Genomic DNA, 15150 nt, shown 5'->3' on the forward strand with positions numbered 1-15150 from the left:
ACAGTTCAACCCAACCCGCTTGCAGATCTAAATCACGAGAGCAGCCGGCCATCCCTGGCCGCGCGCAGCAATGTCAAAGCTGCTGCATCATCTTGCGCACGCCGGCCACATGGCGGCGGCTGACAATCAGGGCGTCGCCATTGAGGCCCTTGAGAAACAATTGAAAATGCCCAAGGGGTGTCCGCTGCAGGCGCTCGATGCGACTGCGGGCAACCAGCGCATTGCGGTGAATACGCACGAATCGTTCGCCAAATTCGTCCTCCAGTGCCTTGAGCGGCTCATCCAGCAGGACTTCGCCACCTTCGTGCCGCAGGGTCACGTACTTGTGATCGGCGATGAAGTAGATCACCTGGTCCAGCGGGATCAGCTCGATGCCCTTGCGGGTCCGGGCACTGATATGACTGCGCGGCCCGCTGCCGCTCTCGGCGGCAGGGCGAGTCAGCGCCGCCAGTTGTACCCGACTCGGGCGCTCGGCCTTTTTCAAGGCTTCGCGTAGGGTATCGGGCTGCACCGGCTTGAGCACGTAACCCAAGGTACTGTCCTTGAAGGACTGCACGGTGAATTCATCATCACCGGTACAGAACACCACGGCAGGCGGGGCTTCGCGCTCGCACAGGCGAGCAGCGACCTGAAGGCCATCCAGGCCCGGCATGCGGATGTCCAGCAGGACCACCTCGGGTTTGAGGCTGTCAATCAGGGCCAGGGCCTCTTCGCCATTGGTGGCGCTGGGCTCCAGCACGGTATAGCCCTCCAGTTCACCGAGCAGTCGGCTCAAGCGTTCCCGGGCTTGGGGTTCGTCATCAACGATCAGGACATTCATATTGCGCTGGATTCCTGCGTGAGTCTCGCACAAGGATAGCGTAGACAGGTGAGGTGACGACCGTCACGGCGATCCACGCTCAGACTCGCACGATGGCTAAAGATTCACTGGCGCGGCAGGAAACATGCCGGGCCTCTGTCCAACTGTAGACGGTTGCCGGAACGCTGCCGTTCAATCGCTAAATATCCTGTTGCATGCCGCCTTTGCAGCCAAAACCCGCATTCACCCGCATTTGCCCCGACCGCCGCCCTGCGGCGCAGGTGTCAACCCTGCTATTATCGGCACCACTTTTCCGTTCACGCCTTCAACGAGTGAATCCATGAGCACCGACAAGACCAATCAGTCCTGGGGCGGCCGCTTCAGTGAGCCCGTCGACGCCTTCGTCGCCCGTTTCACCGCCTCCGTCAATTTCGACCAGCGCCTGTACCGCCACGACATCATGGGTTCGATCGCCCATGCCACCATGCTGGCGAAGGTCGGCGTGCTCACCGACGCCGAGCGCGACACCATCGTCGATGGCCTCAAGACCATCCAGGCCGAAATCGAGGCGGGCAACTTCGACTGGCGCGTCGACCTCGAAGACGTGCACATGAACATCGAAGCACGCCTGACCGACCGCATCGGTATCACCGGTAAAAAACTGCACACCGGGCGTAGCCGCAATGACCAGGTCGCCACCGACATCCGCCTGTGGCTGCGTGACGAGATCGACCTGATCCTGGCCGAGATCACTCGCCTGCAACAAGGCCTGCTGGAACAGGCCGAGCGTGAAGCCGAGACCATCATGCCCGGCTTCACCCACCTGCAGACGGCCCAGCCGGTAACCTTCGGCCACCACCTGCTGGCCTGGTTCGAAATGCTCAGCCGCGACTACGAGCGCCTGGTCGACTGCCGCAAGCGCACCAACCGCATGCCCCTGGGCAGCGCCGCACTGGCGGGCACCACCTACCCGATCGACCGTGAGCTGACCTGCCAGCTGCTGGGCTTCGAAGCAGTAGGCGGCAACTCGCTGGACGGCGTTTCCGACCGCGACTTCGCCATCGAATTCTGTGCGGCCGCAAGCGTGGCGATGATGCACCTGTCGCGCTTCTCCGAAGAGCTGGTGCTGTGGACCAGCGCCCAGTTCCAGTTCATCGACCTGCCTGATCGCTTCTGCACCGGCAGCTCGATCATGCCGCAGAAAAAGAACCCGGACGTTCCAGAGCTGGTACGTGGCAAGACCGGTCGCGTGTTCGGCGCCCTGACCGGCCTGCTGACCTTGATGAAAGGCCAGCCCCTGGCCTACAACAAGGACAACCAGGAAGATAAAGAGCCGCTGTTCGACGCCGCCGACACCCTGCGCGACTCGCTGCGTGCCTTTGCCGACATGATCCCGGCGATCAAGCCGCGTCACGCCATCATGCGCGAAGCCGCCCTGCGTGGCTTCTCCACCGCCACCGACCTTGCCGACTACCTGGTGCGTCGTGGCCTGCCGTTCCGTGATTGCCACGAAATCGTCGGTCACGCGGTCAAGTACGGTGTCGATACCGGCAAGGACCTGGCCGAGATGAGCCTGGACGAACTGCGCCAGTTCAGCGACCAGATCGAGCAGGACGTGTTCGCCGTGCTGACCCTCGAAGGCTCGGTCAATGCGCGTAACCACATCGGCGGCACCGCACCTGCCCAGGTGCGCGCAGCCGTGGCTCGCGGCCAGGCGCTGCTGGCCAGCCGCTAAGCCCCACGCCCAGGCTCGTCGGCGCCCTGCCGCGAGCCTGGAGCATCAGCCGTCAACGCTTGCCGCTACGCACCATCTCAAGGAATGCAGGCATCTGCGCTTCCTTGTCTGCCGTGATTTTCTCCACGTTCGGGTTTTGCCTGAGCTGCTTGAGCAACCCCTTGGCTTCTGGGAAGTCCGCCAGCAGGTCCATATCGAATACATCCCTGCCTACCGCACTGGCCAGATCAAGGCTGAAGCAGAACTTCATGTCGGCAATCGTCAGCTCGTTGCCGGCAACGTAGGGCGAGAACTTGCCGTTGCGCTTGAGGGTTTCCACACCGGCCACCAGCTCTGCCTTGGCCTTGTCCTTGATGGCCGGGTCGACCTTGGCGCCAAAGAACGCCTCGGGATAGCAGGCGCGCGCCGGTAGTTCGATGTACAACTCGATCTCCTTGGCGAGCTCACGCACCTTGGCCCGGGCAAAGGGCTCGGCCGGCAGCAGGGGTTTGCCTGGCTGGGTCTGCTCGATGTACTCGAGGATCAGGCTGGTTTCGCTGAGGAAGCCGTGCTCGGTCTCAAGCACCGGCACCTTGCCCCGCGGACTGACTTTCAGCGCTTGTGGGCTCTGACCACCAAAAAACAGCACCTCTTCGAACGGAATGCCCTTTTCCAGCAGCGCCAGTTTGACCATGTTGTAGTAGTTGCTGACTGCGAATCCATGAAGCTTGAGCATGAAAACAGCCTCCAGGCCGTAAAGGGGTTGGCGGGGCAGTTATAGACCCACCCGGGGATACTGACCAGCATCATGGCGATCGTCGATAGCCAGGCATTACCGATAATGCCGTGGCAAACTGAGCATCCATCCAGAGGAGTCCGCCGATGAGCGAGCACAACGAAATCGACAACGATGAAGAAGAATTCGCCGAGTCGACCCTGATCCAGGCGATCGAAAACCAGATCGAAAGCGACAACCCACCAGCGGCCAAGGCCATCTTCAACAAGCTGACCCTGGTCGGTTACGAACGTGACGACATTCTCAATCTCATGGCCCATGTACTGGCGATCGAGATCGACGCCATGCTTGATGAAGACCGTGCGTTCAATACCGAATGGTACGAAACCGCCCTGCGCGCCCTGCCCGAGCTTCCTCCAGAAAAGGACTGAAGCAAAAGCGGATTTACCTGACTACACTGCAAAGCCAGGCACCGGCGACGGTGCTGCCCTCCTTGTCTGGAAGTCGGAGTCTCTATGTCGTTTACCCCCGATCTGATTGCCGAGCTTGAAGTCCTTGCCCTGTTCAACCTGGATAGCAGCCAGGAAGGGATCAAGGTCCATAACACTGCCTCCAAAGAGCTCATCGCTGCAGCCAAGCGCCTGTACGACAAACAACTGACCGACCAGCCCGATGGCGGCTACCTGACCAGCCTGGGGCACGATGCTGCCGAGCACGCGCAGCAACTGCTGACCATTCTGAGAGTCGCCCAGCCTGCCTGACACCTGAAAATCGCGGGGCAAGCCCGCTGCCACAGGCCAAATCCAACCTGTGGCAGCGGTCTTGCCCCGCGACGCATTGAAGCGCTAGTAAAATGGCGTCAAAAACCCCGCCACAAAGGCTACACTCGCCGGTGCTCCCCTGACGGCCAGTTTTAGCGCGCATGAACCACCCCCATGAAATCCGCCCCGACCTCGACGAGGGCATCGACCGCAAGGTGCTCAGCCAACTGCGCACACGCTTCCTCACGCTCAATCGAGGGCGCCTGGAGCGGGCCAGAGAGGGGTTGTCCAACCGCCAGCAACTGGTCCTGACGCTGCTGCCGCTGTTCCTCCACGTCAATCACCCGCTGCTGCCAGGCTATGTTTCCGGCACGACCCCGGCGGGCGTCTCAGGTTTTGAGCCTGACGCACAGGTACTTGCCGAGGCCCAGCGCCTGACCCGCTCCTTTTCTTACAAGGCGCGGCGTGGCAATCCGCCCCAGCCGATCCTCGGCCTGTTCCTGATGGGCAGCCTGGGCACCCTGGCCCAGGCAGAGCAGAGCGACATGGACGTGTGGGTCTGCCATGACGCCGCGCTGAGTGAAAACGAGCTGGTCGAACTGCGCAAAAAGTGCCAGCTGCTGGAAGCCTGGGCAGCCAGCCAGGGCGCCGAAGCCCACCTGTTTTTGATCGAACCCCAAAGCTTCGTGCAAGGTGAGCGCGACAGCCAGCTCAGTTCCGACGACTGTGGCACCACCCAACATTATTTGCTGCTCGATGAGTTCTACCGCACCGCCATCTGGCTGGCCGGGCGCACCCCGCTGTGGTGGCTGGTCCCGGTCTATGAAGAGCCACGCTACCGGGACTACATCGAAACCCTGCTTTCAAAGCGCTTCGTGCGCGCCGAAGACAACCTGGACCTGGGCCATCTGGCGCACATCCCGCCTGGCGAGTTCGTCGGTGCCGGGCTGTGGCAGCTGTACAAGGGAATCGAGTCGCCCTACAAATCGGTCCTCAAGCTGCTGCTGACCGAGGTCTATGCCAGCGAGTATCCCCATGGGCAGTGCCTTAGCCTGCAATTCAAGCAGGCCGTGTTCGCCAACCGCCTGGACCTCGATGAGCTCGACCCCTACATAATGGTGTACCGGCGCATCGAGCAATACCTGCTCGGGCGCGGCGAAAAAGAGCGTCTGGAGCTGGTAAGGCGCAGTCTGTACCTGAAGGTCAACAAGAGGCTCAGTGGCCTCGCGCCACAGCGCACCCACAGCTGGCAGCGCAACCTGCTGCAGCGCCTGAGCCAGGAATGGGGATGGGACGAGCGCCAACTGGCCCTGCTCGACAGCCGCAGCCAGTGGAAGGTGCGCCAGGTCGCCGTCGAGCGCCGGGCACTGGTCGCCGAACTGAACTACAGCTACCGCTTTCTCTGCCAGTTCGCCCGTACTCGCCATGCCACCCACCGCATCGACCAGCGCGACCTGAGCGTACTCGGCCGACGCTTGTATGCAGCCTTCGAGCGTCGTGCCGGCAAGATCGAGTTCATCAACCCCGGGGTGGCCCCGGACCTGGCCGAAGACACCCTGACCCTGGTCCAGTCGCCCAACCGCAAGGAGCCCGGGCAGCATCACTGGGGGTTGTACAACGGCAACCTGGGCGTCCATGAGTGGGAACACTTCGCGCCGATCAAGCGCTGCCACCAGTTGCTTGAGCTGCTGGCCTGGGCCCACCGCAATGGTGTCATCGACAGCAGCACCCGCCTGGCCCTGCACCCAGGTGTCAGTGACTTGAGTGAGTACGAGCTGTTCAACCTGCTCGGCAGCCTGCAACAGAGCGTGGCCCTGCCGCTGCCCCCGGTCAGCGATCAGCGCCTGCTGCAACCCAGCGTGGTCGATGAAATGCTGGTACTGGTCAATGTCGGGATCGACCCGCTGCAGCAGCACCGTGACCTGAACATCCTGATGACCACCGAGCGTACCGACTCGCTCAGTTATGCCGGGGTACGCGAGAACCTGGTGCTGACACTGGACCAGGTCACGCTCAACAGCTGGAATGAAGTACAGGTTCAGCGCTACGACGGCGAGCATGCGCTGATGCGCTGCCTGCGCGACTACCTCAACAGCCTGGGCAACGCCGGGCATCGGCCGCTATTGCGGGTGCGCTGCTTTTGCCATAACCGGGCACAGGCCATCGCCCAGCGGGTCGAGGAAGTGTTCACCACCGCCCAGGCGCTGCTCGCCCAGGGCCAGAACCACCGCTACCTGTTGCAGGTCCAGCAACACACCCATGTGCTGGAACTGCAAGCCGGTGCAGTCGAGTTGGTCACCCTGGACGATCACAAGGCGCTGCTGGGCTACCTGTGCGAAGAACGTGTCGACTACAGCCCCGTGTACCTGGACGCCAACGCCCTGCAGGCGCTGGAGCTGGCGCAGGTCTTGCCTTTGGGCTTGCCCCATTGCATCCAGGTGTTCTACCGGGTCCAGGATGCCTGGGCAGATCTCTATGTGCTGGATGAGCACAATGCCCTGTGGCAACAGCGCCTGCCGTTTCATCACGAAAGCGCCCTGCTGCTGCCGCTGCAGCGCTTCTTGCAGTCGATCATTTTTCGTCGTGACGCTCGCCAGCCACTGGACAACCTGCACGGGCAGGGCTCACTGGAGGTGCTCTACTACCAGCTGGCACCCCCGGGCCCGGGCAAAGCCCGCTCGGCCGAACCACGTCCGGCGCCGAGCCTGAGCATCGATGCGCCCTACTACGAAGTGCAGGCCATCGTGCAACCCGGCATCGACGACGATGTCCAGGTCACGCTCTACTGCAATCAGCGGGAATTTTCAGAGCTCGAACATGGCGACCAGCTCTATGTCATGGTCGCCCGGGAAATCATCGAGCAGCGTCGGGAAACCGAGCGCTATCGTTGCTACATCACCGACCTGGACCTGTCCGGCCTGCTGGCCGACGGGCAAGGTTCGAGCATGCTCTACCTGCGCTACAAGGGTGAACTGGAGCGTTCGCTCAACGAAGCCCTGGCGCAGGTCTGAGGCTCAGAGGTCGTAGTTGCCCGCGGCTTCTGGCTGGTACTCGACTTCCAGCAGCTTGAGCTTGAGGGTCTTGCCGCCCGGGGCCGGCCAATCGATCTGCTCGCCTACCGACAAGCCCAGCAGTGCACTGCCGATCGGTGCGAGGATCGAGATCTTGCCTTCGTCGGCATTGGCGTCCTTGGGGTACACGAGCGTGAGGTGATAGTCCTTGCCGCTGGCTTCTTCGCGGCAATGAACCCGGGAGTTCATGGTCACGACACCGGCCGGAACTTCCTCGTGACCGACCTGATCGGCGCGGTCCAGCTCGTCCTGCAAGGCGAGCACACCCGGCGACTCCTGCATCTTTTCATCGAGGCTGTCGATCAGACGCTCGAGACGCTGTACGTCCAATCGGGTGACGATAATGGAAGGCTTGGTGCTCATGATCCAGTCAGACTCCTTTTTTTGAGCGATATAAAGCAAAACCCCGCCCAAGGGCGGGGTTTGCAGGAATTCGGCACTGCCGAAGCAAGTTCGACACTACCACAGCCAATTAAATACACAATAGCTGAAGGGTCTACGCCAATCCGGCCAATTGTCGGCGGGCCTGGGCCTCCTGGCAGATCTGCCGGCGGCGCTGGTCATCGGCCGAACGCCACAGGCGAATGTCCTCGACATGGCGGTAGCAGCCAATGCAGACCTTGTGCTCATCCAGCCGGCAGGTGCTGATGCAAGGCGATGGCACGGCCGGACTGACATTACTGTAGAGCGGCTTGGCCGGCTTCGGCGGAGTGCTCATATCAGATATCTTCGAAATCGAGCTTCTCGCCCACGCGCTCCCAGACGATCCGCTCGAGCATCTCGCCCAGCAGCTCTTCGGTCTTCTCGCAGGTCCACTTGCCGCTCTGTTCGTCGTAGTCGAAGTGGAAGCCGCCGGACTTGTCGGCCAGCCACAGCTGGCGCAGCGGCTCCTGGCGACTGAAGATCAGTTGGCTGCCGTTGTCGAACTTGATGGTCAGGACCCCAGCGGAGTTCTCCATGTCCAGATCCAGGTCAGTGTCATCGAACAGGTCTTCCAGTGCCTGTTGGGTCGCATCGACCAGGTCGTGAAAACGCGCTTCGGTCAAACTCATTGCAAGAACCTCAAAAATGTCTGCACACACGCAAGCCGGGCAAGATACGAGTGCCGCGCACCGAATGCAAAGGATAACGCCCCGTCCATACCCCCGCAGCCACCCCCCGCCCGACGGCGGGGCGCCTGCATAGGCAAGGCGGCAGGTGCTCGGTATACTCGGGCGCAATACTGCTTATTTCAAAGGATTACGCCATGAAGCGCCTGATCTCCACCCTCGCGGCGCTCGTCGCGGTTGCCTGCCTTGTTTCCGCCTGTGGCCAGAAGGGCCCGCTGTACCTGCCAGACGACGGCAAAGACGGCAAGAAATCGCAATCGCACCAGCATCAGTAAGGGTAAACCATGGACGCTTTCAACTACCGCGACGGTGATCTGTTCGCGGAAGGTGTGGCCTTGTCGGCCATCGCCGAACGTTTCGGCACACCGACCTACGTTTACTCGCGCGCCCACATCGAGGCCCAGTACCGTAGCTACACCGACGCCCTGCAGGGTGTTTCGCACCTGGTGTGCTTCGCCGTCAAGGCCAACTCCAACCTCGGCGTGCTGAACCTGCTGGCCCGCCTGGGCGCAGGTTTCGACATCGTTTCCGGCGGCGAGCTGGAGCGTGTCCTGGCCGCTGGCGGACGCGCCGATCGCGTGGTGTTCTCCGGCGTCGGCAAGACCCGCGAAGACATGCGCCGCGCACTGGAAGTCGGCGTGCACTGCTTCAACGTCGAGTCCACCGACGAACTGGAGCGCCTGCAAGTGGTTGCTGCCGAGATGGGCGTACGTGCGCCGATTTCACTGCGGGTCAACCCGGACGTCGATGCCGGCACCCACCCGTACATCTCCACCGGCCTTAAAGAGAACAAGTTCGGCATCGCCATTGCCGATGCCGAAGAAGTCTACATCCGTGCGGCCCAGCTGCCGAACCTGGAAGTGGTCGGCGTCGACTGCCACATCGGCTCGCAACTGACCACCCTGGAACCCTTCCTCGACGCCCTCGACCGCCTGCTGGCGCTGATCGACCGCCTCGGCGACTGTGGCATCCACCTGCGCCACCTGGACCTGGGCGGCGGAGTCGGTGTGCGCTACCGCGACGAAGAACCGCCACTGGCCGGTGAATACATCAAGGCCATTCGCGAGCGTGTCGACGGCCGCGACCTGGCCCTGGTATTCGAACCGGGTCGCTACATCGTGGCTAACGCCGGCGTGCTGCTGACCCGTGTCGAATACCTCAAGCACACCGAGCACAAAGACTTCGCCATCGTCGATGCGGCCATGAACGACCTGATCCGCCCAGCCCTGTACCAGGCCTGGATGGACGTCACCGCCGTGCAGCCGCGCGAAGGTGAAGGCCGCGCCTACGACGTGGTCGGACCGATCTGCGAAACCGGCGATTTCCTGGCCAAGGAGCGCACGCTCAACCTGGCCGAAGGCGACCTGCTGGCTGTTCACTCGGCGGGTGCCTATGGTTTTGTCATGAGCTCGAACTACAACACCCGTGGCCGCTGCGCCGAAATCCTGGTCGATGGTGACCAGGCCTTCGAAGTGCGCCGTCGGGAAACCGTGGCCGAGTTGTTCGCCGGCGAAAGCCTGTTGCCGGAGTAAACCCATGCTGCTGCGTTTTACCAAGATGCATGGGCTGGGCAATGACTTCATGGTCCTGGACCTGGTCAGCCAGCATGCGCACATTCTGCCCAAGCACGCCAAGCAATGGGGCGACCGGCACACCGGCATCGGCTTCGACCAACTGCTGATTGTCGAGGCGCCGAGCAATCCGGAAGTGGATTTCCGCTACCGGATCTTCAACGCCGACGGTTCCGAGGTCGAGCAGTGCGGCAACGGCGCCCGCTGCTTTGCCCGCTTCGTTTTGGACAAGCGCCTGACCGCGAAAAAACGCATCCGCGTCGAGACCAAGGGCGGCATCATTGAACTGGACGTGCGCAACGACGGGCAGATCTGCGTCGACATGGGCCCGCCGCGGCTGGTGCCGGCCGAGATTCCGTTCGACGCTCCGGCCCAGGCGCTGAGCTACCCACTGGACGTGGCCGGGCAGCAGGTCGAACTGGCCGCGGTGTCGATGGGTAACCCTCACGCCGTGCTGCGCGTCAACGACATCAACAATGCTCCGGTCCACGAACTGGGGCCAAAGATCGAACATCACCCGCGCTTCCCGCAACGGGTCAACGTCGGCTTCATCCAGGTCATCGATCGCCACCGCGCCCAGTTGCGCGTCTGGGAGCGCGGCGCCGGGGAAACCCAGGCCTGCGGTACCGGCGCCTGCGCAGCGGCCGTCGCGGCGATCAGCCAGGGCTGGATGGATTCGCCACTGCTGATCGACCTGCCCGGTGGACGCCTGTCCATCGAGTGGGGCGGCCCCGGCAAGCCGGTGCTGATGACCGGCCCTGCCGTACGCGTGTTTGAAGGACAGGTTCGTCTATGAGTGAGTATCGACCATGACCGATCAGCCCCAGGCTCCCGCCGAACAGCCCACCGACCTTAGCGCCGAGGGCTCGACGCCCGCCCTCGGGGCTGAGGCCGTGGTTGCCTACCTGCGCAGCAATCCGACGTTCTTCGCCGAGCACGATGAATTACTCAGCGAACTGCACATCCCCCACCAGCGCGGCGACACCGTCTCGCTGGTGGAGCGCCAGCTCAAGCTGCTGCGCGACCGCAACATCGAAATGCGCCACCGCCTGTCGCAGCTGATGGATGTGGCCCGCGACAACGACCGCCTGTTCGACAAGACCCGCCGCCTGATCCTCGACTTGCTGGATGCCGACAGCCTGGAAACCGTGGTCATGGCCGTCGAAGACAGCCTGCGCCAGGAGTTCAAGGTGCCCTTCGTCAGCCTCATCCTGTTCGGTGAAAGTGCCGCCCCGGTCGGCCGCTGGGTCAACAGCGCCGACGCCCAGCAAGCCATTGGCGGTCTGCTGTGCAGCGGCAAGACAGTCAGCGGCAACTTGCGCGAGCATGAGCTGGACTTCCTGTTTGGTGAAGAGCAACGCAAAGAAGTCGGCTCCACCGCTGTCGCCACCCTCAACCATCAGGGCCTGCACGGCGTGCTGGCGATCGGCAGCCGCGACCCACAGCACTACAAGAGCACGGTCGGCACCCTGTTCCTGGGCTATATCGCCGAAGTGCTGGGCCGCGTCGTACCGCGCTTCACCCAGACCCTGCGCCCGGTGCGCTGATGGAACGCCAGCTACAGGCCTTCAGTGCGCACCTTCGCAATGAACGCCAGGTGTCCGAGCACACCCAGCTGGCCTATCGCCGCGACCTGGAAAACGTCCTGGCGTTCTGCAGCAAGAACGCCATCGGCAGCTGGAATGACCTGCAGATCCAGCACCTACGCCAGTTCATCGCCCGCCAGCATCACCAGGGCCAGTCTTCACGCAGCCTGGCGCGTTTGCTTTCGGCGGTACGTGGCTTCTACCGTTACCTCAATCGCGAAGGCCTGTGCAGCCACGACCCGGCCAACGGTTTGTCGGCCCCCAAGGGCGAACGACGCCTGCCCAAGACCCTCGACACCGACCGCGCCCAGCAACTGCTCGAGGGTGCTGTAGAAGATGAGTTTCTCGCCCGCCGCGACCAGGCCATGCTCGAGTTGTTCTACTCCTCCGGCCTGCGCCTGTCGGAGCTGACCAGCCTGAACATCGACCAACTGGACCTGCCCGCCGGCCTGATCCAGGTACACGGCAAAGGCAGCAAGACCCGCGTACTGCCGGTAGGTCGCAAGGCCCGCGACGCCCTCGAGCAATGGCTGCCCCTGCGCGCCGGCAGCGGCCCGCAGGACGGTGCGGTGTTCGTCAGCCAGCAAGGACGACGCCTGGGCCCCCGCGCCATCCAGGTGCGGGTACAGGCCGCCGGCATACGGGAGCTGGGCCAGAACCTGCACCCGCACATGTTGCGTCACTCCTTTGCCAGCCACTTGCTGGAGTCGTCCCAGGACCTGCGCGGGGTGCAAGAGATGCTCGGCCATGCCGACATCGCCACCACGCAGATCTACACTCACCTTGATTTCCAGCACCTGGCCGCCGTCTATGACAGCGCCCACCCCCGGGCCAAACGCAGTAAGGGCAGCGATTCATGAGTATCAAGCTGATCACATTCGACCTCGACGACACCCTGTGGGACACCGCACCGGTGATTGTCAGCGCCGAAGCCGTCCTGCGCGACTGGCTGGCCGCCAATGCACCAGACCTTGGCGCAGTTCCCGTGGAGCACCTGTACGCGATACGCGAGCGACTGGTGCAAGCCGAGCCCGGGCTCAAGCACCGCATCAGCGCCTTGCGCCGGCGCGTGCTGTTCCACGCCCTGGAAGACGTCGGCTACAGCGAGAACAAGGCCCGGGAGCTTGCCAACGAAGGGTTCGAGGTGTTCCTGCACGCCCGTCACCAGATCGATATCTTCCCTGAAGTTCAGCCGGTGCTGGAGATCCTGCGCCACCACTACACCCTGGGCGTGGTCACCAACGGCAATGCCGACGTACGCCGCCTGGGCCTGGCCGACTACTTCAAGTTCGCCCTCTGCGCCGAAGACCTGGGGGTTGGCAAGCCCGACCCGCAACCCTTCCTTGAAGCCTTGCGCCACGGCCAGGTCGACGCTCACGCCGCCGTGCATATCGGCGACCACCCGGGCGATGACATCGCCGGGGCACAGCGAGCTGGCCTGCGGGCCATCTGGTTCAACCCCCAGGGCAAGGCCTGGGAAGCCGACAACCCTCCAGACGCCGAGATCCAGCGCCTGTCGCAGTTGCCCGAACTCCTCAACAGCTGGCGCTGACACCCCTGATGTGTGGGGGCTTGCCCCTCGACAAGCCCAGCCAAAAACACGAGGCACAAAAAAGCCCGCAGCGACGGCGGGCTTTCTTGTTGACGCAACCACTCAGATAGGGCGGCTGCCGTACTTGTTGTCTGGCTTCTTGGGCGGATCGGCGACCACGTTGGCCTCCACTTCCTGCACCTTGCCGCCACGGGAGAGGAACTCTTCCATGGCCTTGGCCAGCGCATCACGCTCTTTCTGCTTGGCTTCCATGCTCGGCATCTCGTCTACCGAGACGGCGGCCTTGGACTTGCCTTTGGCTACGGGAGCCGGGCTGTCGTCGCCGCTATCGTCGGATACGTCATCAGCTGCCGCTTCGAGGCCTTCATCGCCTTCGTCTTCATCGCCTACTTCGAGGTCGTCATTTTCCAGATCGTCGTCGCTCATGTTCTACCTCATGACTTGCGAAAAGCAGATTAGTTATAGACCAGCAGCGCCGGGAATCGACAGCTACCGGAAAAAATTCAAGGGCCGCGGGTTTGCCGCCACCTCAGGCGTGCGCCATGGCACATGGCGAACGCCGTGCAGGCCCCGCTCTTGGCAGGACCTGACAAAATAAAAGAGCTGCCGACATTACGTCGTCGACCTACCCTGGCGTGATCAGCCTGCTCATTGGCAAGCCTAGCAAAGGGTAGCGAAGTTTGCGGACAGCTTGTCTGCACCCTTCGGCGCGCATTCTAGCGTGCTCAGAGAAAAAGCAAAGTGCCTAAATATCACTCCGGCCTGTAAGTTTTCGACCTTGCGCAAGACAGCTAGAAAAGCAGCGGCAAAAGCACCGGGAGAAACCGTTTGCGCAGTAGGAAATCGACAAACTGCAGACAAAAAAATGCCCGGCAAGCCGGGCAAGTTTTTTCCGCGGGCGTTACAGGTTGTAGCCGCGCTCGTTGTGTTGCGCCAGGTCGAGACCGACCGACTCTTCTTCTTCGTTGACCCGCAGACCCATGACCAGATCCAGCACCTTGAGAATCACGTAGGTGACAATCGCGGTGTAGATCACGGTGAAGCCGACGCCCTTGGCTTGAATCCACACTTGGGCGCCGATGTCTTCCACGGTGCCGAAGCCTCCCAGTGCCGGGGCTGCAAACACGCCGGTCAGGATGGCGCCGACGATACCGCCGATACCGTGTACGCCGAAGGCGTCGAGCGAGTCGTCGTAGCCGAGTTTGCGCTTGAGGCTGGTGGCGCAGAAGTAGCAGATCACACCCGCCACCAGACCAATCACCAGGGCACCCATCGGGCCTACTGTACCGGCTGCCGGAGTAATCGCGACCAGGCCTGCCACCACACCCGAGGCGATGCCCAGGGCACTTGGCTTACCGTGGGTCAGCCATTCGGCGAACATCCAGCCCAAGGCTGCTGCTGCGGTAGCGATCTGGGTAACCAGCATGGCCATGCCGGCAGTGCCGTTGGCGGCAGCGGCGGAACCTGCGTTGAAGCCGAACCAGCCGATCCACAGCATGGCGGCGCCCATCAGGGTGTAGCCCAGATTGTGGGGAGCCATTGGCGTGGTCGGGAAGCCTTTGCGCTTGCCCAGCACCAGGCAGGCTACAAGGCCCGCGATACCGGCGTTGATGTGCACCACGGTGCCGCCGGCGAAGTCGAGTACGCCCCAGTCCCACATCAGGCCACCGTTGCCGCTCCAGACCATATGGGCAATCGGTGCGTAGACCAGGGTGAACCAGATGGCCATGAAGATCAGCATCGCCGAGAACTTCATGCGCTCGGCAAAGGCACCGACGATCAGAGCCGGGGTGATGATCGCGAAGGTCATCTGGAAGGTAATGAACACGGCCTCAGGGAACAACGCCGCGGAAGACGTCAGGCTCGCAGGCGTCACGCCAGCCAGGAAGGCTTTGGACAAGCCACCGACGAAGGAATTGAAGTTGACTACGCCTTGCTCCATACCCGTGGTATCGAACGCCATGCTATAGCCGTAGACCACCCACAGGACACTGATCAGGCCTGTGATCGCAAAGCACTGCATCATCACCGAAAGCACGTTCTTGGAACGCACCATACCGCCGTAGAACAGGGCCAGACCAGGGATGGTCATGAACAGTACCAGGGCTGTGGCGGTCAACATCCAGGCGGTGTCGCCGGAGTTGAGGACGGGGGCTGCCTCCTCTGCCAGGGCCAGGCCGGGCATTACGAGGGACAAAAGGGCTCCTAGCCCTGCGAATTGACGCAGAGTCATGTTGTTATCTCCTGGGGC

The 15150-nt window shown here is 62.5% G+C and carries 16 protein-coding genes and 2 pseudogenes; 10 read left to right on the forward strand and 8 right to left on the reverse strand.

Annotation, left to right across the window (positions count from 1 at the left end; translation table 11 throughout):
• Positions 1-73: 73 nt before the first annotated feature.
• Both NPS58_RS18900 and NPS58_RS18905 read right to left on the reverse strand, forming a co-directional pair.
• On the reverse strand, positions 74-820 hold the full coding sequence (locus NPS58_RS18900) for a LytR/AlgR family response regulator transcription factor (RefSeq protein ID WP_274116841.1): 747 nt from the start codon (positions 818-820) through the stop codon (positions 74-76).
• Positions 817-924: pseudogene (locus NPS58_RS18905) on the reverse strand (sensor histidine kinase); the annotation flags it as partial. The gene NPS58_RS18900 and the pseudogene NPS58_RS18905, both read right to left, overlap by 4 nt.
• A 215-nt stretch (positions 925-1139) precedes the next feature.
• Here NPS58_RS18905 and argH point away from each other — a divergent pair.
• Positions 1140-2534: an argininosuccinate lyase gene (gene argH / locus NPS58_RS18910; RefSeq protein WP_274116842.1), complete on the forward strand. Its 1395-nt coding sequence runs from the start codon at positions 1140-1142 to the stop codon at positions 2532-2534.
• A gap of 52 nt (positions 2535-2586) precedes the next feature.
• Here the strand turns inward: argH and NPS58_RS18915 are convergent, their stop codons facing one another.
• A complete protein-coding gene (locus NPS58_RS18915; RefSeq protein ID WP_274116843.1) occupies positions 2587-3249 on the reverse strand; it encodes a glutathione S-transferase in 663 nt (220 codons plus the stop codon).
• A 146-nt stretch (positions 3250-3395) separates the two neighbouring features.
• On the opposite strand from NPS58_RS18915, the gene NPS58_RS18920 reads away from it, so the two are divergent.
• The 3 genes from NPS58_RS18920 (at position 3396) to NPS58_RS18930 (ending at position 7021) form a co-directional block, all read left to right on the forward strand.
• Positions 3396-3680 carry a hypothetical protein gene (locus NPS58_RS18920; protein ID WP_274116844.1) on the forward strand — a complete coding sequence of 95 codons (285 nt, stop codon included), beginning with the start codon at positions 3396-3398 and terminating at the stop codon, positions 3678-3680.
• Positions 3681-3764: 84 nt separating this feature from the next.
• Positions 3765-4010, forward strand: a complete 246-nt coding sequence (locus tag NPS58_RS18925) for a TIGR02647 family protein (protein ID WP_274116845.1) — start codon at positions 3765-3767, stop codon at positions 4008-4010.
• Between the two features lie 161 nt (positions 4011-4171).
• The gene (locus NPS58_RS18930) at positions 4172-7021 is read left to right on the forward strand and encodes a class I adenylate cyclase (RefSeq protein WP_274116846.1); all 2850 of its coding nucleotides are present in this window, start codon (positions 4172-4174) and stop codon (positions 7019-7021) included.
• Positions 7022-7024: 3 nt separating this feature from the next.
• Here NPS58_RS18930 and rnk read toward each other — a convergent pair whose 3' ends face one another.
• The 3 genes from rnk to cyaY all read right to left on the reverse strand — a co-directional run bounded on the left by rnk (position 7025) and on the right by cyaY (position 8133).
• Positions 7025-7444, reverse strand: coding sequence for a nucleoside diphosphate kinase regulator (gene rnk, locus NPS58_RS18935; protein WP_274116847.1), 420 nt, complete (start codon positions 7442-7444; stop codon positions 7025-7027).
• Between the two features lie 133 nt (positions 7445-7577).
• Positions 7578-7799, reverse strand: coding sequence for a DUF1289 domain-containing protein (locus NPS58_RS18940; RefSeq protein WP_274116848.1), 222 nt, complete (start codon positions 7797-7799; stop codon positions 7578-7580).
• Between the two features lies 1 nt (position 7800).
• Positions 7801-8133 (reverse strand): iron donor protein CyaY, encoded by a 333-nt coding sequence (cyaY, locus tag NPS58_RS18945; RefSeq protein WP_274116849.1) that lies wholly within the window; start codon positions 8131-8133, stop codon positions 7801-7803.
• Positions 8134-8327: 194 nt separating this feature from the next.
• On the opposite strand from cyaY, the pseudogene lptM reads away from it, so the two are divergent.
• From lptM to NPS58_RS18975, 6 genes and pseudogenes are all read left to right on the forward strand, one after another.
• Positions 8328-8462 (forward strand): annotated as a pseudogene (lptM, locus tag NPS58_RS18950) (LPS translocon maturation chaperone LptM); the annotation flags it as partial.
• A 12-nt stretch (positions 8463-8474) separates the two neighbouring features.
• Entirely contained in the window at positions 8475-9722 is a 1248-nt protein-coding gene (gene lysA / locus NPS58_RS18955) for a diaminopimelate decarboxylase (protein ID WP_274116850.1), read from the forward strand.
• A gap of 4 nt (positions 9723-9726) precedes the next feature.
• The gene (dapF, locus tag NPS58_RS18960) at positions 9727-10557 is read left to right on the forward strand and encodes a diaminopimelate epimerase (RefSeq protein ID WP_274116851.1); all 831 of its coding nucleotides are present in this window, start codon (positions 9727-9729) and stop codon (positions 10555-10557) included.
• 13 nt (positions 10558-10570) lie between these two features.
• Complete coding sequence (locus NPS58_RS18965) at positions 10571-11308, forward strand: DUF484 family protein (RefSeq protein WP_274116852.1); 738 nt, start codon at positions 10571-10573, stop codon at positions 11306-11308.
• Complete coding sequence (xerC, locus tag NPS58_RS18970) at positions 11308-12207, forward strand: tyrosine recombinase XerC (RefSeq protein ID WP_274116853.1); 900 nt, start codon at positions 11308-11310, stop codon at positions 12205-12207. Before NPS58_RS18965 ends, xerC begins: the two co-directional genes overlap by 1 nt.
• Entirely contained in the window at positions 12204-12899 is a 696-nt protein-coding gene (locus NPS58_RS18975) for an HAD family hydrolase (protein WP_274116854.1), read from the forward strand. The genes xerC and NPS58_RS18975 overlap by 4 nt, the downstream gene beginning before the upstream one ends.
• Before the next feature lie 102 nt (positions 12900-13001).
• Here the strand turns inward: NPS58_RS18975 and sutA are convergent, their stop codons facing one another.
• Both sutA and NPS58_RS18985 read right to left on the reverse strand, forming a co-directional pair.
• Positions 13002-13325 carry a transcriptional regulator SutA gene (sutA, locus tag NPS58_RS18980; protein WP_274116855.1) on the reverse strand — a complete coding sequence of 108 codons (324 nt, stop codon included), beginning with the start codon at positions 13323-13325 and terminating at the stop codon, positions 13002-13004.
• Positions 13326-13800: 475 nt separating this feature from the next.
• The gene (locus NPS58_RS18985) at positions 13801-15132 is read right to left on the reverse strand and encodes an ammonium transporter (protein WP_274116856.1); all 1332 of its coding nucleotides are present in this window, start codon (positions 15130-15132) and stop codon (positions 13801-13803) included.
• Positions 15133-15150: the final 18 nt, after the last annotated feature.

Origin of the sequence: Pseudomonas putida (assembly GCF_028682455.1) — a bacterium.
Taxonomy (GTDB): domain Bacteria; phylum Pseudomonadota; class Gammaproteobacteria; order Pseudomonadales; family Pseudomonadaceae; genus Aquipseudomonas; species Aquipseudomonas putida_AA.